21 protein-coding genes and 4 pseudogenes are annotated in these 26277 nt (G+C 61.2%); 9 read left to right on the top strand and 16 right to left on the bottom strand.

Features of this window, described 5'->3' with window-relative positions:
* Positions 1–83 precede the first annotated feature (83 nt).
* Together ndk and CAQUA_RS02960 are read right to left on the bottom strand one after the other, a co-directional pair.
* Positions 84–497 carry a nucleoside-diphosphate kinase gene (ndk, locus tag CAQUA_RS02965; RefSeq protein ID WP_196824592.1) on the bottom strand — a complete coding sequence of 138 codons (414 nt, stop codon included), beginning with the start codon at positions 495–497 and terminating at the stop codon, positions 84–86.
* A gap of 135 nt (positions 498–632) precedes the next feature.
* Positions 633–941, bottom strand: coding sequence for a hypothetical protein (locus CAQUA_RS02960; protein ID WP_196824593.1), 309 nt, complete (start codon positions 939–941; stop codon positions 633–635).
* Between the two features lie 166 nt (positions 942–1107).
* Here CAQUA_RS02960 and CAQUA_RS02955 point away from each other — a divergent pair, with 166 nt between their 5' ends.
* The 3 genes and pseudogenes from CAQUA_RS02955 to CAQUA_RS02945 form a co-directional block, all read left to right on the top strand.
* Entirely contained in the window at positions 1108–2622 is a 1515-nt protein-coding gene (locus tag CAQUA_RS02955; RefSeq protein ID WP_196824594.1) for an AMP-binding protein, read from the top strand.
* A 43-nt stretch (positions 2623–2665) separates the two neighbouring features.
* The gene (locus tag CAQUA_RS02950) at positions 2666–3859 is read left to right on the top strand and encodes an acyl-CoA dehydrogenase family protein (RefSeq protein WP_196824595.1); all 1194 of its coding nucleotides are present in this window, start codon (positions 2666–2668) and stop codon (positions 3857–3859) included.
* Between the two features lie 117 nt (positions 3860–3976).
* A pseudogene (locus tag CAQUA_RS02945) lies at positions 3977–4141 on the top strand (acyl-CoA dehydrogenase family protein); the annotation flags it as partial.
* Positions 4142–4167: 26 nt separating this feature from the next.
* On the opposite strand, the gene CAQUA_RS02940 reads toward CAQUA_RS02945, so the two are convergent.
* The 7 genes from CAQUA_RS02940 to CAQUA_RS02910 form a co-directional block, all read right to left on the bottom strand.
* A complete protein-coding gene (locus CAQUA_RS02940) occupies positions 4168–4845 on the bottom strand; it encodes a hypothetical protein (protein WP_196824596.1) in 678 nt (225 codons plus the stop codon).
* 265 nt (positions 4846–5110) lie between these two features.
* The gene (locus CAQUA_RS02935) at positions 5111–6607 is read right to left on the bottom strand and encodes an AMP-binding protein (RefSeq protein ID WP_290178656.1); all 1497 of its coding nucleotides are present in this window, start codon (positions 6605–6607) and stop codon (positions 5111–5113) included.
* Positions 6608–6683: 76 nt separating this feature from the next.
* Positions 6684–7742, bottom strand: a complete 1059-nt coding sequence (locus CAQUA_RS02930; RefSeq protein WP_196824598.1) for a CaiB/BaiF CoA transferase family protein — start codon at positions 7740–7742, stop codon at positions 6684–6686.
* A gap of 11 nt (positions 7743–7753) precedes the next feature.
* Positions 7754–8566, bottom strand: coding sequence for an enoyl-CoA hydratase-related protein (locus CAQUA_RS02925; protein WP_196824599.1), 813 nt, complete (start codon positions 8564–8566; stop codon positions 7754–7756).
* Positions 8567–8569: 3 nt separating this feature from the next.
* Positions 8570–9751 (bottom strand): acyl-CoA dehydrogenase family protein, encoded by a 1182-nt coding sequence (locus CAQUA_RS02920; RefSeq protein ID WP_196824600.1) that lies wholly within the window; start codon positions 9749–9751, stop codon positions 8570–8572.
* A 3-nt stretch (positions 9752–9754) separates the two neighbouring features.
* Entirely contained in the window at positions 9755–10948 is a 1194-nt protein-coding gene (locus CAQUA_RS02915; RefSeq protein ID WP_196824601.1) for a thiolase family protein, read from the bottom strand.
* A gap of 38 nt (positions 10949–10986) precedes the next feature.
* A complete protein-coding gene (locus CAQUA_RS02910; RefSeq protein WP_196824602.1) occupies positions 10987–11757 on the bottom strand; it encodes a 3-hydroxyacyl-CoA dehydrogenase in 771 nt (256 codons plus the stop codon).
* 124 nt (positions 11758–11881) lie between these two features.
* On the opposite strand from CAQUA_RS02910, the gene CAQUA_RS02905 reads away from it, so the two are divergent.
* The gene (locus CAQUA_RS02905) at positions 11882–13393 is read left to right on the top strand and encodes an AMP-binding protein (RefSeq protein WP_196824603.1); all 1512 of its coding nucleotides are present in this window, start codon (positions 11882–11884) and stop codon (positions 13391–13393) included.
* A 49-nt stretch (positions 13394–13442) separates the two neighbouring features.
* Here CAQUA_RS02905 and CAQUA_RS02900 read toward each other — a convergent pair whose 3' ends face one another.
* Positions 13443–14111, bottom strand: coding sequence for a TetR/AcrR family transcriptional regulator (locus tag CAQUA_RS02900; RefSeq protein ID WP_196824604.1), 669 nt, complete (start codon positions 14109–14111; stop codon positions 13443–13445).
* A gap of 143 nt (positions 14112–14254) precedes the next feature.
* Here CAQUA_RS02900 and CAQUA_RS02895 point away from each other — a divergent pair, with 143 nt between their 5' ends.
* The 4 genes from CAQUA_RS02895 (at position 14255) to CAQUA_RS02880 (ending at position 19180) form a co-directional block, all read left to right on the top strand.
* A complete protein-coding gene (locus tag CAQUA_RS02895) occupies positions 14255–15025 on the top strand; it encodes an electron transfer flavoprotein subunit beta/FixA family protein (RefSeq protein ID WP_196824605.1) in 771 nt (256 codons plus the stop codon).
* 57 nt (positions 15026–15082) lie between these two features.
* Complete coding sequence (locus tag CAQUA_RS02890) at positions 15083–16087, top strand: electron transfer flavoprotein subunit alpha/FixB family protein (protein WP_196824606.1); 1005 nt, start codon at positions 15083–15085, stop codon at positions 16085–16087.
* A gap of 13 nt (positions 16088–16100) precedes the next feature.
* The gene (locus CAQUA_RS02885; protein ID WP_269208576.1) at positions 16101–17942 is read left to right on the top strand and encodes a cytochrome b/b6 domain-containing protein; all 1842 of its coding nucleotides are present in this window, start codon (positions 16101–16103) and stop codon (positions 17940–17942) included.
* A 62-nt stretch (positions 17943–18004) separates the two neighbouring features.
* Positions 18005–19180 (top strand): acyl-CoA dehydrogenase family protein, encoded by a 1176-nt coding sequence (locus CAQUA_RS02880; RefSeq protein WP_290178652.1) that lies wholly within the window; start codon positions 18005–18007, stop codon positions 19178–19180.
* Positions 19181–19641: 461 nt separating this feature from the next.
* Here CAQUA_RS02880 and CAQUA_RS02875 read toward each other — a convergent pair.
* Positions 19642–19953: pseudogene (locus CAQUA_RS02875) on the bottom strand (transposase); the annotation flags it as partial.
* Positions 19954–20020: 67 nt separating this feature from the next.
* Here CAQUA_RS02875 and CAQUA_RS02870 point away from each other — a divergent pair.
* A protein-coding gene (locus tag CAQUA_RS02870; protein ID WP_196823694.1) for an IS3-like element IS3502 family transposase occupies positions 20021–21213 on the top strand; the annotation gives its coding sequence in 2 pieces (ribosomal slippage) (positions 20021–20309 and positions 20309–21213; 1194 coding nt in all).
* Between the two features lie 41 nt (positions 21214–21254).
* Here CAQUA_RS02870 and CAQUA_RS02865 read toward each other — a convergent pair.
* The 5 genes and pseudogenes from CAQUA_RS02865 to CAQUA_RS02845 all read right to left on the bottom strand — a co-directional run.
* Positions 21255–21899 (bottom strand): annotated as a pseudogene (locus CAQUA_RS02865) (IS256 family transposase); the annotation flags it as partial.
* 87 nt (positions 21900–21986) lie between these two features.
* A complete protein-coding gene (locus CAQUA_RS02860; protein ID WP_196824608.1) occupies positions 21987–22784 on the bottom strand; it encodes an ATP-binding protein in 798 nt (265 codons plus the stop codon).
* Positions 22785–22791: 7 nt separating this feature from the next.
* Positions 22792–24426: an IS21 family transposase gene (gene istA, locus CAQUA_RS02855; protein ID WP_196824609.1), complete on the bottom strand. Its 1635-nt coding sequence runs from the start codon at positions 24424–24426 to the stop codon at positions 22792–22794.
* Between the two features lie 153 nt (positions 24427–24579).
* Positions 24580–25005, bottom strand: a pseudogene (locus CAQUA_RS02850) (transposase); the annotation flags it as partial.
* Between the two features lie 463 nt (positions 25006–25468).
* Positions 25469–26275, bottom strand: coding sequence for a hypothetical protein (locus CAQUA_RS02845; RefSeq protein ID WP_196824610.1), 807 nt, complete (start codon positions 26273–26275; stop codon positions 25469–25471).
* Between the last annotated feature and the right edge of the window lie 2 nt (positions 26276–26277).

Below are 26277 nucleotides of genomic sequence, written 5' to 3'. Positions count from 1 at the left end.
ATCGGCCGAGGGCGGGTGAAGGGGAGGCGCATAGCCATGCAAAAACCCGCGGCACGATGCCGCGGGCGAACAAAGTGAAAAGGTTAGTTGTGGTTCGGGAACCAGATGGAGATCTCTCGCTGCGCAGACTCTGGGGAGTCGGAGCCGTGAACGATGTTCTCGGCGACGGTGAGGGCGAAGTCGCCGCGGATGGTGCCCGGGGTCGCCTTGGACACCGGGTCGGTACCGCCAGCCAGCTGACGCCATGCCTCGATAGCGCGCTCACCCTCGACGATGCCAGCGATCAGCGGAGCGGACGTAATGAAGTCCACGAGCTCGCCGAAGAACGGCTTGTCGGAGTGCTCAGCGTAGTGCTTCTCAGCGGTTTCACGGTCGGCGGTACGCAGGTCCAGCTCGACGAGCTTGAGGCCCTTGCGCTCAATGCGGGAAATGATTTCACCAACGTGGCCCGCCTTCACACCGTCGGGCTTGATCAGGATCAAAGTCTTCTCAGTCATGCCCACCACAGTAATGATGTTGCAGTCAGGTGTCGCGCGTTGGTGCGTCTTGGACATGCGATTGGGTCCGCCATGGGCCGCGCTGAGGCCCGCGATTGGGCCGCGATTGGACCCAATCGCGAAATTGGTTTGGTGCTAGGTCTGCTCGCGGACGATGCGGGCGGCTTCCTCGTGGGATGTGTTGCGGAACCAGAGTTGGACCTGGCGGATGGCGCCGGCCTCGTTGCCTTCATCTTTCATGCGCTTAACAGTGGCCTTCTGCTCGCTATCGAGCGTCTTCGGCTTCGCTTCCATCGAACGGAAACGTTCACGCAGGCCGATAAAGAGCGCGATGCCGGCGACGGCAAGAGCAGCCAACGGAACCCAAGCGGGCTGATCCAGAAACACGGCAATGATCGCAACCAGGGAAAAAACGGCACCGACGATGAGCGAGATGACCTGCATGGTGTCACCCTAATGCGGACTTCACGGTGGATAGGACTGCGCATTTTGAAAAGTAATGCGATTCTCGCATTGAAAATTTTGCGATCCACATCACATTTCGGTTGTTCGGTGATAGGTTGTGAGTTCGGAACTTCTGACACAGCGCCCGAAAGGACGAGCATCGCTCATGGCATATTCCAGCCACTTCCCCGACATCGACATCCCCGAGATCTCAATCTACGAAGCCGTGTTCAACGGCCTTAACGACGAAGACGCGCAGCGCCCCGCGATCACCGAGCTGACCACCGGCAAGACCGTGACCTACGGTGAGCTGCGCACCATGGCCGACGCGATCGCCGGTTACCTCGCCTCCAAGGGTCTTGGCCCCGGCAACGTGGTCACGCTGCAGATCCCGAACTCCATCCACTTCGCCTCCACCCTGCTGGGCATCTTCCGCGCAGGCTGCACGGTCAACCCGGTGGGTGTGCTGCTCACCGCGGAGGACGTGGACAAGGTCGCCGACATGGCTGGCGCAGATCTGTTCATCGGTGTGACCGACGTCGGCCACCACTCGCACATCTGGGAAGAGGAACTCGACGACATCGTCGCGCAAGCGCTCCCCGCACCGAACCTCACGGTCGACCCGAGCTCCGTCGCGTCCATCCCCTTCAGCTCCGGCACCACCGGCCTGCCCAAAGGCGTGGAGCTCACCCACCGCAACCTCGTGGCCAACATGCACCAGGCCGCGTTCATGTTCGAGGCCAACGGCGTAGAGGAATACTCCAAAATCCTCGCGCCGCTGCCCTTTAGCCACATCTACGGAATGACGGCCCTGCTGCTTGGCGCACTGCTGAAGCGCTGGCACATTCACACCCTGCCGAAGTTCGACCCGGAGGTTTTCCTCGGCGCCCACGCCAAGTGCGGCATTCAACTCACGTTCATCGCGCCGCCGATGGCGGTCATGCTGGCCAAGCACCCCGCCGTGGATCCCGCATGGTTCACCGCGCTGAAGCGCATCGTCTGCGGCGCCGCACCGCTCGACACCGACGTCGCTCGCGCAGTGGAACAGCGCCTGGACTGCTCCATCATCCAGGGGTACGGCATGACGGAATCCTCACCCATCACCCACGTGGGAATCATGGGCGAGGTCCCGCCGGGGTCCGTCGGCTACGCCGCGCCTAACACGAACTTCCGCATCGTGGACATCGACACCATCGAGGACGTCGAGGAGGGAGAGGCCGGCGAGCTGCTGATCCAAGGTCCGCAGGTCATGAAGGGCTACCTCAACAATGAAGAGGCCACGCGCGAGACGCTTCTCGACGGCGGGTGGCTGCGCACCGGCGACGTCGCGCGTCTCGACGAAAAGGGTCACCTGTACCTAGTCGACCGCGCCAAGGAAGTCATCAAGTACAAGGGCTACCAAGTTGCACCGGCAGAACTCGAGGCGCTGCTTCTCACCCATGAAGCAATCGCCGACGCTGGTGTCGTAGGCGTAGACAGAGACGGCCTGGAAATTCCGCGGGCGTTCGTGGTGCTGCAGGAGGGGGCGTCGATAAGCGAAGAAGAGCTCATGGAATGGGTGGCCGAGCGAGTCACGCCATACAAGAAGATTCGCGCCGTGACCTTTATCGACGAGATCCCGAAGAACCCCACCGGAAAGATCCTCCGCAAGAATCTGCGAGACATCCCGCTCGAGGACTAGAATAGATAGAACACCAACCCCTGACTTCTAGAAAGAAGGAAACATGGCTGACAACCCTGTCCACGAACTGCTTGACCCGAAGACCGACTACTACCAGGTATTCGCTGACATCCAGGGCGAGGACCTCGAATGGTGGAAGAAGACCCGCGAGTTCTGCGAGTTTGCAAAACCGCACGTCAACGAGGCATGGGACAAGGCAGACTACCGCGTCGACATCGTCGAAGAGGCAGCAAAGCGTGGCCTGCTGCGCGACGCCATTGACATCGAGGGCGAGCCGGAGATGTCCGTCCGCGCCGCACGCCTCATGGCATTCGAGCTGGCTCGCTGCGACGCGTCGCTGGGCACCGCTTTCGGTGTTCAGGCTGGCCTGTCCATGAAGTCCATCGACATGTGCGGCTCCGAGGAGCAGAAGGCAAAGTACCTCAAGCCAATGGCCAAGCTGGAGATTCGCGGTGCGTTCGCACTGACCGAGCCAGACCACGGCTCTGACTCCATCGGCCTGGAGACCACCGCTACCCGCGAGGGCGACGAGTGGGTCATCAACGGCGAGAAGAAGTGGATCGGCCACGGCTCCGTGGGCCACATCGCCGTAATCTGGGCACGCGACACCGCCGACGGCCAGGTCAAGGGCTTCATCGTTGACCAGGACCAGGAGGGCTACAACGCCGAGACCATCATGGGCAAGGCATCCCTGCGTGGTATCCCGCAGGCACACATCAAGCTCAACAACGTCCGCGTTGGTGAGGACCGTCGCCTGCCGAGCGCAAACTCCTTCCGCGACACCGCGAAGGTGCTGGCTGGTACCCGTATTTCCACCGCGTGGGCTGCACTGGGTGTGGCAACCGACTCTTACGAGAAGGCGCTCGACTACGCTCACCGCCGCGTGCAGTTCGGTCGCCCGCTGGTGAAGAACCAGATCATCCAGCAGCGCCTGGCGGACATGCTCCAGGAGCTGACCGGCATGTTCCTGTACTGCCGCCGACTTCTTGAGCTGGAGGAGTCCGGCCAGATCACCGAGCAGCAGGCCGCCCTGGCTAAGGTGCACAACACCCGTGCTGCCCGCTCCATCACCGCCAACGCACGCGACATGTTCGGCGGCGTGGGCATCCTGCTGGAGAACGACGTTGCACGCCACCACGCTGACGTCGAGGCACTCCACACCTACGAGGGCACCGACACCATGCAGTCCCTCATCGTTGGTAAGTCCATCACCGGAGTTGGCGCCTTCACCGGCTAGTTCCTAGCTTGCAGTGGCTGTACCATCGCCACTGCACAGGCTTCCGCCGCATCCTGCCCTTAAGCATCACGGGGCGGGATGCGGCTTTTTATTGTCCCAATCCGCTTTCGGCGGCGCGCGGACGCGCGTGACATGTTCGGCGGCGTGGGCATCCTGCTTGAAAATGACGTTGCGCGCCACCGCGCCGACGTTGAGGCTTTGCATACTTTCGAAGGCACGGACACGATGCAGTCGCTGATCGTGGGCAAAGACATCACGGGGGTCAGCGCCTACAAGAGCTAGGTGTCGCTGGTCGCGCCGCTCTCACGTCACGGAACGACAGTATCGTTGCGGATGGCGTTGAGCCGCTGCGACCATTGCGCCACAGTGACGACGTCCACTGGTTGGTGCCGATGCCGTATAGACTGCGGCCCCCCGACTCCTTGCGCTGGGCGGTGCCAGCCGGTCCAACTCGTGAAAGGAACCGATCGGTTCTTCAACAGGCGAATGATCGCGCCCGGCGTATGTGAATTCGCCTGCTTCACGACGACCGGAGTTCTACTCACAATCAAGTCCGCATCTTCACGGAGGAGAGCCAAAACCTCGTTGGACGTCTCATTTGTTCCCACGATGACGATGGGTTTCCTGCCACCCCGGCCTTGCCCGCTGGCTTGAACAGGGGCCTGAACAGGGACCTCGCCCGCTTCTTGCCCAGCGACGATGACCGTGTCGTAGTAGGTAGTGAGCTCACCCACGGTGATGTCCGTCCCGACAGTGACGTTGCCGAAGAGGCGCAACCGCGGTGCCGAAGGAACCGCGCCCGGCGTATCCGCCGCGACCCGGTACGTAGAACCGAATCCGATTACCCCGAGCGGTGCGGGCAGCGCATCGAAGAGGTCGACGTAGTAGTCGTGCCCGGCCATGCAGATCAAGGTGTCCAATGCATGTATGCCAGCTGGGCCAGCGCCGACGACTGCAACGCGTCGGACGCGCGAATCGTGAATCATGTCATCTCCTTGAATCTTCTCGGATCTTCTCGGTGGTTTTCGCAGCGGTTCAACTTTGTAGACCGCTTGGTCTTTTACATTAGTAGCGATCTGTCTAAGTCGGGAGCGTCCGCGGATTTAAATTCATTGACCCCGAGACGACTCGTCACCATGAGAAGAACAAGGGCGACAATAAAACCCCGCGAGGAGAAAGCGGCGGTGCTTTTCTCGCGGGGCGTGTACGTGGGCCGGCCGTCTAACTGGCCGGCCCACTGTTGGGCAGCGGTTATCCCTCAAACGGGATCTTGCGCAATGCGTTGCGGTCGATCTTGCCGTTGGGAACCTTGGGCACCTCGTTGATTAGTTCGACGGCGCGGACCTTCTTGTATGGGGTCACAATGCTGGCGACATAATCCATGACCGCCTGCTCGTCGAGGCCGGAGCCCGGTGCGACGACGACGAAGGCGCGAGGGATCTCAAGACCATCGCGCTCCACGCCGACGACACCGGCATCAAGGATCGCCGGGTGAGACACGAGTACGGCCTCCAGCTCCGCCGGCGCCACCTGGTAACCCTTGTACTTAATCACTTCCTTAGCGCGGTCCATGATGAACAGCGAGCCGTCCTCGGCGATGCGCCCGATGTCGCCGGTGTGGAGCCAGCCTTCGTCATTGATGGTGGCCTTGGTCGCTTCCTCGTTGTTGAGGTAGCAATCCATCATCATCGGAGCCTTCATGAGGATCTCGCCGGGCTCGCCCTCTGGGACATCCTCACCGGTTTCCATATCAATGAGGCGCATCTGAGCATTTGGCACAAGCACACCGACGGATCCCAGATCAGACTCACCGACGAGCCCGGTGACCAACGGCACGCACTCGGTCATGCCGTAACCCTGGATGACGTTTGTCCCCAGGCGATCCTGCACGGCCTGGGCAACCTTTGCGTCGAGAGGCGCGGCGCCGCACATCATGAGCTTGCTTGCCTCGAAGTCACTGGGGTCGATCTCAGGGCTCTTAGCCATCACCAGCGCCATCGGCGGGGCGATGAAGGACATCTGCACGTCATAGGTTCCGTGCGCCTTCAAGAAGGGCTCGAGTTCGAACTTCGGCAAGGTCACCACGTTGTCGCGGCGCTTCAGAGCCGACGCCAGCGCCACGGTGGTGCCGTAGATGTGGCCAAACGGCAGTGGGATCATGACGGGAATTCCCCCATCGTCAAGCCCGTTTTCCACAAGACGGTGGGACGTCGTCTGCACAATCGCGTTGAGCGCCCGGTTTGACAGGACTACGCCCTTGGGCAGTCCCGTCGTACCGGAGCTAAACGGGATTGCGCCGGTTTCAGCACCGGTTACTTCAGCAGCGGCTGCCGACTTGCCCTTCCTGCAGATCGCTTCCAGCTCGTAGACGAAGATTTGGTCTACGGACTCGATGTCGGTCGCGCCGATGTAGAGTTTCGCACCGGAGAGCTTGATCTGCTTCTCCACGTCGGTCGAGTTCATCAGCATGCCGATGGCGCTGAACGCAGCACCGACTTTTAGAATCGCAAACTCCACCACCACGAAGTTGATGGAGTTCGGAACCTGCATCGCTACGACATCGCCGCGGCCGACTCCGCGTTCGACGAGTTCGCCAGCGAGTGCGTCGATACGCGCGATGAGCTCACGGTAGGTAATGGATTCGCCCGTCGTGATCTCGGAGACTGCGGTGTTGTCCAGATCTTGTTCGGCAATGTCGCCGAAGATGAACTCGTAGTGGCCGATATCAGCGATGTCGAGGTCAGCCACGTGGCTTGTGTAAATCACCTTCTTTTCCTTTCGATAGTGGTGGGTTGCTGGATTCAGGTTGCGCCTCGCGGCGAGGCTAGTGGTTAGTCAAAGCGCTGAACCGTGGAGCGGGTTGCGGCGCGACGGCGCCATGCTCGTCGGCGTAGGTTCCGCGGGCAGCGAGGTGCGGGTCGTCGAGAACTTCGTGCGGCCCCACGACAGGCGCGAAGCAAGCGTCGGCATCAGCGAAAGCGTCCACCCACTCGGCGCGAGTCTTCGTCGCGAAGATTGCCGCGAAGCGCTCGCTCATCGCGGGCCAATTCTTCATGTCAAATTGCTTATCGACGCCACACTCGTCCTCTACCCCAAGCACCCGCACGAGTTCTGCGTAAAACTGTGGTTCCAGAGCACCGACGGAAACGAACTTGTCGTCAGCCGTCCGGTAGGTGCGGTACCAGGGGGCACCGCCGTCGAGCCAGTTCGTACCGCGCTTTGGGCTCCAGGCCTGTGAGGCGCGAAGAGATTGGGTCATGGCGGTGAGGTGCGCCGCGCCGTCGACAATTGCGGCGTCGACGACCGTTCCCTGGCCGGTGAGCTGCGCACGGTATAGGCCGGAGAGAACACCGGTAACGAGGTAAAGCGAGCCGCCGCCGAAGTCACCGAGCATGTTCAACGGCGGGACGGGCAGGCCATCGGACCCGGTGATCGGCTCGAGCGCACCCGATAGCGCGATGTAGTTAATGTCATGCCCCGCCTTGTCGGCCATTGGGCCGTCTTGACCCCAGCCGGTCATGCGGCCGTAGACGATCTTGGGGTTGACGTGCGCCACGTCAGCGGGCCCGACGCCGAGCTTCTCGGCAACGCCGGGGCGGAAGCCCTCGAGGACGATATCCGTATTCGCCAGCATCTCAAGGACCTGATCATGGTCGGCCTTCAAATCAAGCTCCGCGACGTCTTGGCCGCGGTACAAAATGGCGTGAGCTGCCATCATCATGGGGTTCGCGCCGCCGGGGCGTTCAACGCGAGTGACACTCGCACCCAGATCATTGAGCAGCATCGCCGCGAACGGAACGGGGCCAATGCCCCCAAGCGTGAGCACGCGCACACCGCTCAGGGGCATTGCTGGGTTGCTGACCGTGTTGGATTCTCCAGACATATCCGCAGCCACTATTTCCCGGTCCACTTCGGCTCGCGCTTCTCAGCGAAGGCGGTGGCGCCTTCGCGGGCGTCGGCGCTGGCGAAGATGAGGTCCCATGCTTCCTGGTTGGCCTTCCACGGGTCGATGTTGGACCACTCGGCGTTCCAGTCGTTGCCGGCGGATGTAGCCTGGTGGAGGCTCAGCTTGGACTGCTTGACTGCCAGCGGGCCGTTGGCGGCGATGCTGGCGGCGAGCTTCTTTGCTTCCTCAAGGAGGGACTCGCCGGGGACGATGCGGTTGATCAGGCCCCAGTCGAGTGCGGTCTCCGCGGAGATCGGCTCGCCGGTGAGTACCAACTCAGCGGCGCGGCGCAGAGGGATCTGGCGCGGGGTGCGCACCACACCGCCGGCAGCCGCAACGAGGCCGCGCTTGACCTCAGGCAGACCGAACTTCGTGCCTTCGGCGGCGATGATCAGGTCGCAGGAAATCGCTGCTTCAAAGCCACCGCCAAGGGCAAAGCCGTGCACGGCTGCGATGATCGGCTTGTCACTCCAGTGCTGAGCGACACCGGCGAACCCCCACTCCGGGTGTTCCTCGGAGAACACAGACTTACCCTGCGCGATCTCCTTGAGGTCCGCGCCTGCGCAGAACGTGCGGCCGTTTCCGGTCAGCACGATCACGCGGACGTTGTCCTCGGCGTTGGCTTGCTCGATGTAGTTGCCCACGGTGTCGGACAGTTCGGAGTTGACCGCGTTCATGGCGTCAAGGCGGTTGAACGCGATGACGGCGACATGGCCATCAACCTCGTAGGTTGCTACTGGTTGGGGTGTTGATTCAGTCATTGTTTAGCCTCCAAAGACTTCGCGGCCGATGATGAGTTTCATGATTTCGTTGGTGCCGCCGTAGATGGTCTGCACGCGGGAGTTGATGTAGGAGCGTCCGATCGGGTACTCCATCATGTAGCCGTAGCCACCGAAGAGCTGCAGGCAGCGGTCCACGATGTCCTTCTGGATGTCGGTGGCCCACCACTTTGCCTTCGCGGCATCGACGGCGGTGAGTTCGCCGGCGTTGTACTTCAAAACTGCGGCGTCGACGTAGGCCTGGGACACCTCGAGTTTTGTGATCATTTCTGCGATCTCAAACTGGGTGTTCTGGAACGCGGCGATTGGCTGGCCGAAGGCCTTACGCTGCGTGACGTACTCGATGGTCCAGTTCAGAGCTGCGCGAGCGCCGGCGCATGCACCGATCGCAATGGACAGACGCTCCAGCGGCAGGTGGGACATGAGCGAGTGCAGTCCCTTGTGGACTTCGCCCAGGCGGTTCGCATCCGGCACGCGGACGTTTTCAAACGACAGCTCCGCGGTGTCGGCGGCGTGGGAACCAATCTTTTCCAGCTTGCGTCCGCGGCTGAAACCTTCCATTCCGTCTTCGACGACGAACAGCGTGATGCCGCCGCCCTGCGGGTGGTTCTCATCCGGGGTGCGGGCCGCGACAATCACCAGGTCGCAGCGCATACCGTTCGAAATGAAGGTCTTGGACCCATTCAGAACCCAGTCGTCGCCATCGCGCACGGCGGTGGTCTTCATCCCGCGCAGGTCCGAACCGGCGCCAGGCTCGGTCATCGCCACGGCGGAAATCAGCTCACCCGTGGCTAGCCCAGGCACCCACTTCTGCTTCTGCTCTTCCGTTCCAAGGTGCTCGTAGTAAGGAATGATGATGTCCGCGTGAACGGAGATGATGCCCGCCAACGAATCCGCCCCGTAGCGGGAAAACTCCTCTTGCGCGATTTGGCGGAAACGGAAGTCGGTCAGGCCGGCGCCGCCGTAGTTTTCGTCGACGAGCACGGAGAAGATGCCCTGCTCCCCTGCTTCGCGGATGACTTCCTCGGGCACCCACTTGTTTTGCTCCCACTCGAGCACGTGGCCCTCAACGTGTTTGTCCAAAAAGTCGCGGGTGAGGTTGCGGAACTCGATGTGGTCCTCGTCGAAAATATCGCGGGGAGCGTAAAGATCGTACTGCCCAGCCATGGTCTAAATCCTTTCGATGATGGTTGCGTTAGCCATGCCCGCGCCTTCGCACATGGTTTGCAGGCCGTAGCGGCCGCCGGTGCGCTCAAGCTCAGTGAGCATGGTGGAAAAGAGGCGGGTGCCGGATGATCCCAAGGCGTGGCCCAGGGCGATCGCACCGCCGGACAGGTTGGTCTTTTCCAGGTCAGCCCCGGTTTCTTTCGCCCACACGAGAGGAACCGGCGCGAATGCCTCGTTGCACTCGAACACGTCGATCTCATCGACGCTCAGGCCCGCCTTGTCCAGCGCTTTCTTGGTCGCGGGTGCGGGCGCCGTGAGCATAAACAGCGGGTCGTCGCCGACGACAGCAAAGGACACGAAACGGGCGCGCGGGGTCAGCCCCAGCTTTTCTGCCACGGACTCTTCCATGATCAGGGTCGCCGACGCGCCGTCGGTAAGCGGCGAGGAGTTGCCCGGCGTGATCACCCAGTTGATTTCCGGGAAGCGCTGCGCAAACTCGTCGTTTTTGAACGACGGTTTAAGCTGGCTGAGCCCCTCAGCGGTGGTTTGCGGACGCACGGTCTCATCCACGGTGTGCTGGTGGGTGTTTCCCTCAGCGTCCGTCACCTCAACCGGCACGATCGCGGACTCAAAGTGGCCGTTTTCAATCGCCTGAGCGGCCAAGCGGTGGGAACGCGCGGAGAATTCGTCGAGCTCTTCGCGGGCCAGACCCCATTTCGCGGCCATCAGCTCGGCCGAAACACCCTGGTTGACCAGGCCTGGATCGTAGCGCTTGCTTATCGACGGTCCCCTGAAGTCCATCCCGCCCAAAGACGCACCCATCGGGATGCGGCTCATGGATTCCACACCGGCTGCTACTACGATGTCGTACGCACCGGCCATCACGCCCTGGGCAGCGAAGTGAACTGCCTGCTGGGAAGACCCGCACTGGCGGTCGATGGTGGTTGCAGGGATGGACTCGGGCCAACCAGCCGCGAGCACGCCCTGGCGGGCGATGTTGAAAGCCTGTTCACCGACTTGGCTAACACAGCCGGTAATCACATCGTCGATAAGCGATGCGTCGAGCGAGTTGCGCTCCTCCAGCGCCTTGAGCACGGTGGCCAACAGCTCAACGGGGTGCGTGCCTGAAAGCGCGCCGCCCGGCTTGCCCTTACCCACGGCGGTGCGGACAACGTCAACGACAACTGCGTTTCTCACGGTTTTATGCCCTTCTTTCCTGCTTTGGGTGGGAGTGCTTACTTGACGCCCATGCGAATAGCGCCGTCGATACGAATGGTCTCGCCGTTGATCATCGGGTTCTCCACGATGGACTGGACCAGCTGGGCGAACTCAGCCGGCTTACCCAGGCGGGACGGGTGCGGGACCTGGGCACCGAGCGATGCCTTGACCTCGTCCGGCAGCTGAGCCAGCATCGGGGTCTCAAAGGTGCCCGGTGCGATGGTGTTGCAGCGGATCAGTGCGCGGCACAGGTCGCGGGCGATCGGCAGGGTCATGCCAACGACGCCGCCCTTCGACGCGGAGTAGGCGGCCTGGCCCATCTGGCCCTCAAACGCTGCGACGGAGGCGGTGTTGATGATCACGCCGCGCTCTTCCCCGTCGGGCTCGTTGCCCAGCATTGCCTGCGCTGCGAGGCGGGTGACGTTGAAGGTACCCACCAGGTTGATGTTGATGACCTTCTGGAACGCATCCAGCGGGAACGCGCCCTTGGACGATGCGGTCTTGATGCCGTTACCGATACCCGCGCAGTTGACAACGATGGACAGCTTGCCCTCGCTGTTCGCCGTTTCGACGGCCGCCTGGACCTGCTCTTCGTTGGTCACGTCTGCGCCAGCGAACTCGACGGAGCCGGATGCGGAGTTGTTGATCTCCTCGATTGCGGACTGGTCAGCGTTCGGCAAATCGATGACGATGACGCGGGCACCAGCATCTGCCAGGGCCTTCGTGGTGGCCAGGCCAAGACCGGATGCTCCACCGGTGACGATTGCGGACTTACCTGAGATCTGCATGAATATTTTCCTTTCGAAAAGAACTTAACGAACGTTAAATAATGTTACAGTCGAACCACACACCAAGCAACCAGTTTGGATAAGAAAGTTTTTCAACTGCACGAGCAACCAAGGAGGACCAGACATGCCACATACCAGCCCCTTCCCCAGCGTTGAAGATCCGAACACCGACCTCTACACACTCATCTTCGAAGGCCTCACCGAAGAAGAACTTGGCCGTGTGGCCATTCACGAGGTCAACACCGGTGATGAAGTCACCTACGCCGAACTGAAACAGCGCGTCGACGCTGTGGCCGGCGAACTCGCAGCCCGCGGCATCGGTCCGGGCGACACCGTGACCTTGCAGATCCCGAACTCGATCCACTTCGCTGCCGCGACGTTGGGCATTCAGCGAGCTGGGGCCGTGGCCAGCCCGGTAGGCATTCTGATGAACCAGAAGGACGTGGACCACGCCATCGGGATCGGCAAGTCGAAGCTCTACATCGGCCTGACCGACGTGGAAGGCATCGAGCAGATTTGGCTCTCCGAACTGCCCTCGATCTACCGCAAGAATCTGCCCGCCCCGGACATCACGCTCGACCCGGATGCGATCGCCTGCATGCCGTTCTCTTCGGGCACAACCGGCCTCCCGAAGGGCGTGGACATGCCCCACCGCTCCCTAGTGATGAACTGCCTGCAAGTCGCCTCTGCCTTTGAATACAACGGCGCCGGTGCACCTCTGCGCGCTCTGAGCGCACTTCCGTTCAGCCACATCTACGGCCTGGTGGTCTTACTGTTCTTTAACCTCTCCCAGCGCTCCACCATCTTCACCATGCCGAAGTTCGACTTGGAAGAGTTCATCCTCGCCCACGGAAAGTACGGCATCGAGCTGAGCTTCATCGCCCCGCCGATGGCCGTTGCTATCGCGAAGCACCCGCTCGCCCAGGCCGACGGCTTCGAAACCACGAAGTTCATGATGTGCGGTTCCGGCCCGCTCACCGCGGAGATCTCCAACGCCGTGTACCACCGCCTTGGTGTGAAAATCCTGCAAGGCTACGGCCTGACCGAGACCGTGGTGACCCACTTCTCCATCATGGATAAGACCGACCCGGGCTGCATCGGCTTTGCCGCCCCCAACGTCACCTTCAAGATCGTCGACCCCGAGACCCTCGAAGAGGTCCCGAACGGTGAGCGCGGCGAGCTGGTGCTTCAAAGCCCATGCTTGCTTCGCGGCTACCGCGACAACCCGAAGGCCACCGAGGAAACCTTCGACGGCGAGTGGTTCCGCACCGGCGACGTTGCCAAGTTGGAAGAGGACGGCACCGTGCGCATCGTCGATCGCTACAAGGAGCTCATCAAGTACAAGGGCTACCAGGTCGCACCGGCCGAACTTGAGCAACTCCTCCTCACCCACGAGTCGATCGACGACTGCTGCGTGGTCGGCACCGACCGCGGCGGCCTTGAGGTTCCCATCGCCCTGATCGTCCGCTCCAAGGGTTCCACGATCACTGGCGAGGAGATCATGGACTGGGTTGCTCAGCGCGTCACCCCGTACAAGAAGATCCGCGACGTCTACTTCGTTGAATCCCTGCCAAAAACGGCCGCGGGCAAGAACAAGCGCGGCGAGATCAAGCAGGCGATTGCTGCCCTGCGCTAGCAGCCTTGATCGCTAAAAGGTGACCGTCGTCAAGCGCCCCGCGTGGGCGCTATTTTATTGCCGCCGTGACGTGCGGATCTGCCTCAACCAGTGCGAGCGCAAAGTGCGCGTACTTGCGCGCCATCTCCTCGGGCGTGTCGGGGCCATCCATGCGGTACCACAGCGCGATGCCTTGAATCGCGCTAAACAACGCGCGCGACACATCAGCCGGGTAGCGGGTGTGGAAAATTCCCTGTTCACAGCCCTCCTTGACGATCCCGCGCATGAGCTCCTCACTGCGGTCACGCCGCTGCGCATAGCGCCGCATGTTGTCTTCCTCCAAGGACCGGATCTCGCTGTCCAAGTAGGTCAGCTCGCGGTAATACGCCATGATCAAGCAGGCCGATTCAGTGAGGTTAACCAGCTGCTGCACCACGTCATCCCCGGCCTCTTCAAGCGCCGCGTCGATCCGGCTGTCCACCACATCCATCGAATATTCCATGAGCGCGACCAGCATCTGCTGCTTGTTCTCATAGTGGTAGTAGAAGGAAGGAATGGTAACACCCACTTCCTTGACGATGTTGCGCACGCTCGTCGCGTGATAGCCGCGCTCATTGATGAGCTTCAGCGCCGCCGTCAAGAACTCATCGAGCTCTAGCGGCGGGAACACGCGCCAATCGAGCTCTTCGCTTATCGACGGGGTGCGACCGGCAGATGCGCGACCGGCGGAAGAAGGCATAAGGGTTTCCTTGTCACTTTAAAAGGGGGCTGAAACAGCAGCCTATTTTTTTATTCATCGAGGTTGCTTGTGAGATAGCGTGATTGTAGCATTATATAACGTTCGTTAAGTAATTAGTTTTGTATCTAAAGCGAGGGAGCCCCATGCGCATCGCAGTGCTACTCAAAGAAGTCCCCGATACGTACGGCGACCGTGAGATCGACTTGGAGACCGGGCTTGCCGACCGCTCTGGCGACGTGGTTGCCGACGAAATCGGTGAGCGCGCAGTCGAAGCGGCTCTGGCTATCGCCTCCGCCAACAACGGTGAGGTGGAGATCCTCTCCGTCGGCCCGGCGTCGATCTCTGGGAGCATCCGCAAAGGCCTCGCGATGGGCGCAACAAGCGCGCACATCGCTACGGACGACGGACTCATCGGCGCCGACCTTACCCTGACCGCCGAAGTTCTCGCCGCCATGATCAAGGCCAACGGCTACGACCTCGTGGTCGCCGGCAACCTGTCCACCGACGGCAATGCCGGAATGATCCCAGCGATGGTCGCGGAACTACTCGACTGGCCCGCCCTGACCAACCTGACAGAGGTCACCGTCGCGGGCGACAACGTCACCGCCACGCGAGCAAGCGACACCGCCACCGTGGGCCTGGAGGCGCAGCTTCCCGCCGTCATTTCAGTCACCGAGCACTTCCCCGACCCGCGCTACCCCAACTTCAAGGGGCTCATGGCAGCGAAGAAGAAGCCGTTGAACACCGTCGCGCTGGCCGACCTTGGGATTGACCCGGAGGATTTCAGCCACGCGCGCTCCATCATGATCGACATCGCCGAGCGCCCCGCCCGCGAAGCCGGAACCATCATCCACGACGACGGCACCGCCGCAGAACAGCTCGCCGACTTCCTGGCCGCAAACCGTCTGATTTAAAAACCGCTGGACACGAACCAGGAGACGATCCTGGACACGAACAAGGAACTTTTAGCCGTGACTACTCCCGACACCACCTACCCTGTCCTAGTCGTTTTGGACGACTCCCCGCACGGTGGCATTCCCACCACCGCCGCCGAACTCATCGGTGCAGCCAGCACAATCGGCGCGCCCGTGGTACTCGCTACCTCCGCCGCAGGCGACAACGACGCGCTCGCTTCTAAGCTCGGCGCGCTCGGCGCCACCCGCGTCTTAATCGCCGATGCAGCGGCCGACGCAGCCGCCGGATCAGCCGGCAACGACGGCACGAGCATCGTGGACGCCGCCGACGCCGCATTCGACACCGTCCGCCCGGCCGCCGTCATCATCGCCCACTCCATCAACGGGCGTGATGTAGCCGGGCGGCTGGCTGCCCGTCGTCGATTAGCGTTGTGCGTTGACGCCGTTGGCGTGCGCCGCGACGACGAAGGCGTCATCGTGGACCACTCCGTCTACGGCGGCAACTACACATCCGTCTCCGCCGCGACCCACTCCGCGCCCGTGATCACCGTCCGCCAAGGCGGGATCGAACACCGCGCCGCGGCCACCCAGGCCAGCGTGGAGACCCTCGCCGTCGAACCATCCGGCCGCCGCGCCGCCACAGTCACCAGCACGGAACCGCTCGTACAGACCAGCTCCCGCCCGGATCTGCGCACCGCCGACAAGGTCGTCGCCGGCGGCCGCGCCATGGGCTCCGAGGACAAGTTCGAGGAAATCACCGGGTCCCTCGCCGACGCGTTGGGCGCCGCCGTTGGCGCCTCCCGCGCGGCCGTGGACGCCGGGTACATCGATCACACCCACCAAGTCGGCCAGACCGGTGTTGTGGTCTCACCACAGCTCTACATTGCCCTCGGTATTTCTGGGGCCATCCAACACCTCGCTGGCATGCAGACGGCAGGTACCATCGTTGCGATCAACACAGATGCGGACTCCCCCATCTTCGAAATCGCGGACTTCGGCATCGTGGGCGACGTCTTCGAAGTAGTCCCCCAGCTCATCGACGCGATCGACAGCAGGAAGTAGGCAAAAACCAGCTATGTCCACCACGCTTCGCCGTGGCCTGCCCCGCGTTCCCGGCGGGGAGCCATGGCCACCCGCCGACGCCGTCGCCCCCGCCGAGGCCACTTCGCCAGCCCCGCTTAACGACGACACCCCCGCCGCCACCGCCCCCGCCGCAGCCGTGCCCACGGTTGCGGTGCCCACGGCCCCGGCAGCGCCAGCGGCCCCGGCAGCGCCAGCGGCCCCGGCAGCGCCAGCGGCCCCGGCAGCGCCGGCGGATCCGGCTGCCCCTACCGGACAGCCCACAGAAGCAACCACCGCAGAAGAAAGCACCGTGCAGCTGCGTCAAGGACTGCCCCGCGTATCCGGTGGCGATCCTTGGCCACCGGCGGGGACTGTCGCGGTCGCGGCACCCGTTGCCGCGGCACCCGTTGCCGACGCAGGTGCGGCGGTCAACGCAACTCCTGTCGCGGTGCCAGCCGCTCCGGGGGCCCCGGCAGATTCGGCTGACTCTAGTGCCCCAGGTGACTCTGCTCAGACAGCCAGCGAGACGCATGCTGTAGAACTTCGCCAAGGTCTGCCTCGCGTATCCGGTGGGGAATCGTGGCCTCCGGCTGCATCGGTTGAGGTGCCAGCGCCTGCAGCACCCGCGGCTCCTGCTGCGCCAAGCGCCACGGTCTCGGCGGCGCCGGCGGCCCCGGCCGCCCCTGTTGCGCCCGCGGCTCCTGTCGCCGCCACTCCAGCTGCACCGGCTGCCCCGGCGGCTCCGGCTGCTCCGGCGGCGAAGGGTACGCAGCAGAGTGCGCCTGGCCAGGACGCAAAGAAAGCTACCGGAAAGCCCGCAGAGAAGCCCGCAGGAACGGGCACAGAGGCGGGCACAGAGAAGAGCACAGGGAAAACCCCAGCTAAGAAGGCAGCGGCGGCTAAAACCACCGCTGCGGGGAAGGGGAAGAAGGGTGGTAAGGGGGCCGTCGATAAGCAAGAAGGCGTGCCGTGGCGCAGAATCTGGCGTTTCCTTGGAGGCGCTGTGGCCGCGGGGCTGCTGATGGCGCTGGTGGTGATGAGCGCGCGCTACATCACGGAAACCACCGCGTGGGGCTCGAACTTCATCGAGCGTTACGACGGGCGCCAACCGCTACCTGCCTCCGCGCCGGAGGGCTTCCCCTGGTGGCTGAACTGGACTCACTTCCTCAACATGCTGCTGATGGTGCTGATCATCCGCACGGGACTGACAATCCGCAGCGAAAAGCGGCCGGAAGGCTACTGGACGCCGAAGTGGAACCCGAAGGCCAAGGTAAGTCTGAATACGTGGCTCCACCAGGCGTTGGACGTGCTGTGGGTGCTCAACGGCGTGATCTTCTTCATCCTGCTCTTCGCCACCGGACAGTGGATGCGCATCGTGCCAACCAGTTGGGAGACCTTCCCCAACGCCGTGTCCGCGGGGCTGCAGTACTTGACGCTGAACTGGCCGGAAGAAAACGGGTGGGTGTACTACAACTCACTGCAAGAGCTCGCCTACTTCACGACGGTTTTTATAGCCGCGCCCCTGGCGCTCGTGTCTGGGTTCAGGATGTCGAGCTTCTGGCGCGAAAGCTGGACCGGCGCGAACAAGATCCTGCCTGCAGCGGCGGCGCGGAAAATTCACTATCCGGTGATGGTGTACTTCGTGGTGTTCATCGCTATCCACGTGGCGCTGGTGGTCCTCACAGGTGTGCGCAGCAACCTCAACCACATGTTCGCGGCGCAAAGCGGCGACAGCTGGTGGGGCGTGATCATGTTCGTGCTGTCCATGGCGGTCATTGCTGGCGCGTGGTTTGCGGCCAAGCCAATGATTGTTGCGCCGCTGGCACGAATGACAGGCAAAGTCTCCAACAGATAACAGCCAAATGAGTCACAATGGATAGGTATAGTGACCGCAATCTATGAAAGGTGCGTGTAAGCGTGTCCCTCATTGACTTTAAAACCGACTACTACCAGGTGTTCGCCGACATTGACGGTGCTGACTTGGAGTGGTGGCAGAAGGCCCGCGACTTCATGGAAGTTGCCCGCCCGTCCATCGACGAAGCGTGGGAGAAGGCCGAGTACAACATCCCGGGCGTTGAAGAAGCAGCGCGCCGCGGGCTGATCACGGACGGCATCGCCATCGAGGGCCAGCCGGAGACCTCGATCCGTGCGAACCGTTTGATCCAGATGGAGCTCGCCCGCACGGACGCGTCGACGGCGACGGCGCACATCGTGCAGTCGGGTCTGTCCATGCGCTCCATCTCCGAATGCGGCTCAGAGGAGCAGAAGGCGAAGTACTTAGGCCCCATGTCGCGCATGGAGATCCGCGGTGCGTTCGCGTTGACTGAGCCGGAGCATGGCTCCGACTCCATCGGCTTGGAGACGTCCGCGGAGCGTGACGGCGACGAGTGGGTCATCAACGGCGAGAAGAAGTGGATCGGCCACGGCTCCGTGGGCCACATTGCAATTGTGTGGGCACGCGACACGGCCGATGGTGAGGTCAAGGGCTTCATCGTCGACCAAGATGCCGAGGGCTACTCCGCCGAGACCATCCAGGGCAAGGCGTCCCTGCGCGGCATCCCGCAGGCGCACATCAAGCTCAACAACGTTCGCGTTGGCGACGACCGCCGCCTGCCCGGCGCGCAGTCTTTCCGCGACACGGCGAAGGTGCTTACCGGCACGCGTATCGCGGTGGCGTGGGTCGCGCTCGGCATGGCGATTGACTGCTACGAGAAGGCGCTCGACTACGCGCACCGCCGCGTGCAGTTCGGCCGCCCGCTGGTGAAGAACCAGATCATCCAGCAGCGCCTGGCGGACATGCTCCAGGAGCTCACGGCGATGGCGCTGTACTGCCGCCGCCTGCTGGAGCTCGAGGAAGCTGGCGAGCTCAACGAGAAGCAGGCCGCGCTGGCCAAGGTGCACAACACCCGCGGCGCCCGCAAGATCGCCGCTGACGCCCGCGACATGTTCGGCGGCGTGGGCATCTTGCTGGAGAACGACGCGGCCCGCCACCACGCGGACATCGAGGCCCTGCACACCTACGAGGGCACGGACACGATCCAGTCGCTCATCGTGGGCAAGTCGATCACCGGTGTCAGCGCCTACCGCTCCTAGGCAGTCGCTTATCGACGATCACGCTTCAGGCCAGGTCCAGCACTCGGTGGACTTGGCCTTTTGCTACCCCTTTTACAAGTTCTTCCTCTCAGCAGAGTGCCGATACACCGCAACATCGGTGAACTGCCTGCCGTTTCGACGTAGTTGGTACCGGTAATCCGCGTAGTTGGTACCGGGTTTCCAGGTAGGTGGTACCGTCATTCATTTTCGGTCATCGTATAGGTGGCGTTGGCGCAACCCGACTCCGCTTCTGGACTCTCGCCGGTCAACCCCCGGCTGCGGTATGAAGTGCGCCGGGTTTTGTTCCTAGGCATTTGCCTTGGTTTCCATTATTTCTCGACTGGGGTGGTGTTCCCAAAATTCGGCTTCGACTTCAGCCGGGGTGCGGTAGCCCAGGCTCTGGTGGAGCCGTGATTCGTTCCACCGAGGGTGTCCGATTGTTTGTGTGCGGGGGGCTTGGTTTACAAGTAGTCCGCGAATCGGTCGGGGTATGCCACGGCTAGTTGGTTGATGGCTTGTTTCCACCCGGTGGCTTTCGCTCCTTCAATATAGCCGTTGCATTCGATGGCGCGCTTTGCTTTCTTCGCCCGCTGGGCAGCGCGCTTGTCCTCGATGTTGCAAATCATCAGCCACAGCGTTTTCAACGCCGCAGTATCGTTCGGGAACTGGCCGCGGTTGCGGGTGGCTTTCCGCAGTTCAGCATTGAGCGATTCGATGGAGTTCGTGGTGTAGAGCACCCTGCGGGCCGCCGGCGGGAACTGCAGAAACGGGACCTGACCCCTGTTTGGTAGACACCTCTGATTCCGGCTGTGTTGAGTCGGGGAAAGGTAATCTACCTCCATGCCTAGGAAGGTTTATTCGGATCAGTTCAAGCGCGACGCGGTCGCGATGTACGAGAACGATCCACAGGTGTCGTTGAACGCTGCGGCCGCTGATTTAGGGATCAACCGCTCCACGCTTCGCGTATGGGTTGATAAGTACGGAACTGGCACGAAACCCCAGCTTTCAGCGGGCTTACGTGCTGATCGTGCGAGGCAACTGACCGATGCTGAGAAGCTACGTCAGCTGCAACAGGAAAACGCCCGCCTGAAAGAAGAACGCGATATTTTGCGTAAGGCAGCCAAATATTTCATGGAAGAGACGAACTGGTGATCCGCTTCCGGTTCGTTGATGACCACCGCACCGATTACTCGGTCAAGCGGATGTGCACCGTACTCGGGTTAAACCGCAGCTCCTACTACAAATGGAAAGCTAGCAGCGCCCAGCGGCACCGCAGACTGGTTGATGATGCCATACTCGGAGCCAAGGTCCAGGCCATCTTCGACGACAAGAGGCAGCTCTACGGCGCAAAACGCATTGCCGCCGAGCTGACTTTCAACGATGCGTACAGTAGCACCGGACCGGTCAACCATAAGCGCATCGCCCGGATTATGAGGAAGCTTCAGCTGCGCGGCTACACGAAAAAACGTAAGGTTACGACAACGCAGCGTGAGCGTCATCGCTTTATATTCGCTGACCTGGTCAAGCGTAACTTCACTGCGCCAGCTGCCAATAGGATCCTCGTCGGCGATATTACCTATCTGCCGATCGCAGACGGGTCGAATATGTATCTGGCTTCTGTGATTGACTGCTACTCGCGGATGCTCGTCGGCTTCGCGATCGCAGACCACATGCGCACCGACCTCGTCGAAGAAGCGCTCGAGCATGCTCGCCGTACCCGTGGCAGTCTCTCCGGGGCGATCTTCCACTCAGATCATGGCAGCGTGTATACCTCATCGCAGTTTCAGGCTGTCTGCCGAAGACTCAACGTCACCCAGTCGATGGGAGCAGTTGGCAGCAGCGCTGATAATTCACTCGCGGAGTCGTTTAACGCGGCGTTGAAACGAGAAGTGCTCAAAGACCAGAAAGTCTTTTCCAATCAGCTAGTCTGCCGGCGCGACGTCTTCGCATGGTGTGCGCGCTACAACACCACCCGAAGGCATTCCTGGTGCAAGTACCTCACACCCATTGAGTACGAAACTCACGCTTCCTAACAATGCGCTAGAGTAAAGCCAATAATTTCACCCCCACGGTGTCTACTTTCCGGGGGCCGGGCCCACGGCACGAACCGATCCCACGCATCACGCCACACCTTGACCGATTGCGGATACTTCCGTCCCAGCTCGGACGCCTCGAACGTGTCCAGGGCGGCACGCGCGGTGTCCTCGTTCGGCGCGGTGTAGACCTCCCGCAACGCGCTGGATACGGGTTTGCGGTCCTGGTAGGACACCCACCTGTTCGCCGCCCGGATCAGATGCACGATACAGGTCTGCACCATGGAATTCGGCCAGGTTGCCTCCACGGCTTCCGGCAGGCCTTTGCACCCGTCGCAGCAGAGGATGAACACGTCCTGGAGACCACGGTTGGCCAGATCCGCGCACACTGACGCCCAAAATGCCGCACCGTCATTGTCAGCGATCCACAATCCCAGGATGTGCTTGATACCGTCCATGTCGACACCAACCGCCATGTAGCAGGATTTATTGACCACGCGGTGGCCGTCGCGGATCTTCACCCGAAGCGCGTCGAGGAAGATCACTGGGTAGAACTCGTCCAACTGGCGGTTCTGCCACAGCATCACCTCATCCAACACCGCGTCAGTAATCGTGCTGATCGTATCCGGACTCATGTCCACCCCGAGGGTGGTGGCGAGATGGTGCTGAATATCGCGAACGGCCATCCTGACGGGCGTTTCTTTTCGGTACCGGTAGGGCGGTATCGGGTACCGGGGTGTTGGTGGTTGCCGGTACCCGGTTTTTACCCCCGGTTACGGCTTTCGGGGTTGACGTAGCCGTGTGGGTGTCGTAGGGGCCATCCTTTCTTGTTTGATGTCGTCGCGGGTTCGCATGTCTTCTCCTGTCAGGGTGAGTTTCGAGCCGTGGTTGGCGAGTCTGGACATGACTGCGTCTGCCAGTGCTGCCTCGGAGAACACGTCGTACCAGTAATCGGGTTCGTGTTGGCTGGCGATAACGGTAGAGGCATGCTCACGCCCGACGAGCAGGTTGAATACCTGGTTCAACGCGTGCGCTGAGACATCGGTGGCGAGAAAGTCGTCGATGACGATGAGTGCGGGAGCCTGCAGGTCGGTGAGGAGTTGTTTGCGGGCCTGGGGATGCTCAGCCGCAGCGTCGAAATCGTTGGCCAGGTCGTTGAGCCTGTAGTAACGGGCGGTGAGCTTTTTGCGGCACGCCGCGACGGCCAGGGCTTGAGCGAGAAAACTTTTACCGGTGCCGGTAGCTCCCACGATGATGAGGTCTTTGCCGTAGTCGACCCATTCGCAGGTGGCGAGCCGGTCGATGCGGTCTTGGGTTACACCGCGGCCGGGATAGGCATCGAAGCGCTCGAGTGCGGCGGTTGAGCCAAGGAGTTTCGCTTCACGCAACCTTGTCTGGATGACCTTGTTGTCGCGGGCGGTGAGTTGGGCTTCGAGGGCTTCTTTGATCTTGTCTTCGAAGGAGTCGTTATCGCGCGAGGGGTCGTTGACGATCTCTTGGATCGTCGCGGCGAACACGCGCATGCCGCGCAGCGAGCCGAGCTTGTCGAAATCTTCATCGGTTAACGCCATGATGCTTCTACGCCTCCTCACCGAATTCAAGCTCACTGAACTCGAACGCTGCTTTGCCCCGTACGTGCGACGCCTGGGCTGGTGGTGCGGGACGAGTCACCGGCCTGGTTGACGCGGCAGATGATGTAGGTGATTGCGCACCACCTGTGGCGGTGGCGGTGGCGGTGGTGGTGCGGGTTGCGAGGTCTTTGATGGTGTCGTGGACTTTGCGCACCGACGGGACCATGTGGGAGTTGAGGACGTCTTGGCAGGCTTGTTCAAGCAGGCTGCGGGAGTACTTCTTCGACAGGCTCAGCACGCCAAGGGCGCTATTGTAGGCTTGGGCTTCAACTTGGCGGGCGTGAAACATCTGGCGGATGAGTTCGTAGGTTGCGGCCCCAATACTTTGAGCCCATGACTCAATCCGGCCCCGATCCCACTTCGTGGCCAAGTCCTGGTGCTTTGCCGGCACATGCTCTTTATCTGTGGAGTACTGCATGTTGCCAGGCTTTTTACGGTGGGAAGCGATATGCTCACCCGCGCTGAAGATGTCGACGACATCGTCGAAGATCTGCACGTCAACGCTTTTGCCGGCGAAGCTCCACGGCACAGAGTAGAAATGCTTCTCAACTTGGACGTGGTAGTTCACCCCGGCCTTGGCTTTACGCCACGTGGAATACGACCAGCGCTGTTGAGGCAGCGGGCGCAATGCTTCTGCTTCGCTTTCAACAAACAATTGCCTGCGGCTTGCGTTGCGGCCCCGGAATCCTTCCCGGTCGTTGATCCAGTCGACCTGCGCCGCAATAGCGGCGTTGAGAGCGTCGAACGTGGAGAACTCTTGGCCCGATAACGCTTCCACGACCCAAGTCTGGACGATATCGACCGCCTTTTCCACATGGGCCTTATCCCTGGGTTTACCCGGCCTAGCCGGGGTGATCCCGCACCGGTAAAACTCGGCAAACTGCTGGTAGCGCTCATTGACTTCACGCACCGTCGTGCCACGTGTGACCTGGTTGGTTGCGGTCGAGGCGTTATCCGGCACGATGCGCACCGGCACGCCACCGATATAGTCCAACGCGTCGCGGTGGGCACACAGCCACGACCGCATCCGCATATCCGGCCACGCACTGGCATGGATAAGCCCCGAATGCGGCAGCGACGCCACAAACACATACGCCCGCGCACACACCCCTGTCAACGGGTCAACAACTGCCATGGTTTCCCCAGACCAATCAACGCACAGCTCCTCACCAGGGGCATGGGTCAAAAGCGCAGTCAGGTCGTTGACATCGACGTAATTTTCAAACAGCGCGCAGAACTGCCGGTAGGAATAATGCTGCTGACCAGAAGCAGCCTGACGCCGGGTGTATTTATGGTGTTCCACCTTCAACGTCACCCGCTCACCACGTCGGCGCCGGGCAGCGATGCCTGCGAAATCCGGTTCCACGAACGCATCTGAATCCCGCCGGCGATTATCCGGAAACAACTCCGAAAGCTCCTGCGCCGACAACGCGGTGATCGTGTCCTCGTCCATCCCAGTCGAGCGCAACACCCGACTGGCCTTATCAATACTGCTGCGCGAACACCCCAAATCCGACGTGATCTGCGACCACGAGCGGCCTTGCACAAGCGCCAGCATGATCAGCCTGTAATTGGTGACCACACCAAACTCCTTCCATGGTTACGCGGCCCGCGCGTACACACTGCGCAGGGCCGTCAACCACAGACTGCCAACCTAACTACCCCCGGTACCCGATACCCGCCCACCCAGTACCCGATACCCGCCCGACCGGTACTAAAAACCGAACCCGGTCACCATCCCACCGGCGTACAGCGAGATAATCATGTCGTCGAGCTCGGTGAGCCGACGGGAGCCTTTGGGCACCATCTTTGGAGCAAACGTGTCGGCACGATCCCTCGGCATGGTCACTTCCAACGCGCCGTACCCAGAATTAACGGTCTTGGTGTACGACCCGTTGCGGTGATTGCTCTCCTGTGCGGTTTCGACTTGGGCTTTGGTCTTGCGGTCAGAGTGGCTATAGCCTAAGTGCGCATCCATCTCCGCCTGCAGACCAGCGTTGATCGATGCCTGTAGCAGGCCTTTGACCAGCTCGCTGGCATCATCAGCGGAAGCCGACAGCTCGCTGATCAAGCTGGCCAGCTCAGGATTTTCCATCAGCTTCTCGCTGATCTCGTTGACCCTCGCCGGGTCATGGCCTTTTTTCGGTGACACCGTAGTCATTATCGGTGAAACTCCTTCTAGATCAGAGCCTCACACACAAACTTCCTGACACCCTCATCCTTGACTCTATTAACTCCGCTTACCAAGGGGAGAAGGAGTACTGGAGTCGGCTTCAGGACAAGGGGGTCCTAAAAACGCTCTACTCCGGAGTCTCTTAAAGAGTAAACGAAGACCCTGGTTCCAGCCGTCCGGCTGGGGTCCCAGGGTCTTCATCCAATCCTGTCGTAACAGGCGACCATGATTGCATGTTAGCGCTGTATGACACCGTCTGTCACAGCAAGATTTTCTCCCAGTCGCCTCGCTGCTTATTCGGGCAGGGCAGGTCTGTTAGCTGGTCACCAGATAGATGATGAAGAAGATCAGCAGTGATCCCGCCACGCAGACGTAGGGAATTATCTTCTTGTTCATTTTCATTTCTTGCCTCTCTAAGCCGAGTGTTATAAATCTGCAGTATGAGCAGTCACTAGGAGAATTTGCTGTTTTCGTCACGACGAATGGACACCACCGCTAGCAACAATGCTAAGGCTACCCAGATGGCTAGAGAAGCTACCCACCATCCGTTGGTATCTACATCTGTCAGTATTGACTGGCATAACTCTGTAGCCGCTGTAGACGGCAACAGCTTGGCAGTCATATCCAGGAAGGTGGGGACGCTGGCCATCTCCCGGGCTCCGCTAAGCAGCAAAAGGATGAAGGAAACGCCTAGTGAGACTGCCAAAGACGTACGGCTGGAGAGCAGGAAACCGAAAGCCACACCGATAGCTGTAGTACATAGCGCGAACGCGCAGAACACTAGGAAAAGCAAAACTAGCTGCGTCAGAGTGTAACGTGCCGAGCTGAACATCACGCCGACACCGAGACCAACCAAGGCGCTGGTTACCGCCAGCAAAAATGGTGCTCCGCTCCATGCGATTAGCCTGGTTCCTACTCCTGTGGGGAGAGTCCTCAGGTAGTAGTAATAGTCCCCCTGTCGTACTCCGTTGATGCCGTTCGCAGGAAGGTTGATTCCTACCATCAGCACACCGGTGAGAGCCAGAAGTGCGACTGCTGGAGTGGCAATATCTGCATTCTTCCGGACAGCGTCCCCTCCGATGACGAAGAGGAAAACAAGCATAAGCAGGGGATACGCCATGTTAAGTAGAACCGCGGCAGGCTCCTTGATCCAAGCCACAATCTCGTTCTTAAGCCATAGAAAAGCGATGGCAGCATCTGAGGGAAACTGACGCCTGTCCTTTGGCGACACAGGGGTCTGCTCAATGGCTGATGACACGA

Source organism: Corynebacterium aquatimens, assembly GCF_030408395.1.
Classification (GTDB): Bacteria; Actinomycetota; Actinomycetes; order Mycobacteriales; family Mycobacteriaceae; genus Corynebacterium; species Corynebacterium aquatimens.
Note: the sequence above shows the minus strand (reverse complement) of the source record. Positions and strands in the feature narration are given on the sequence as shown.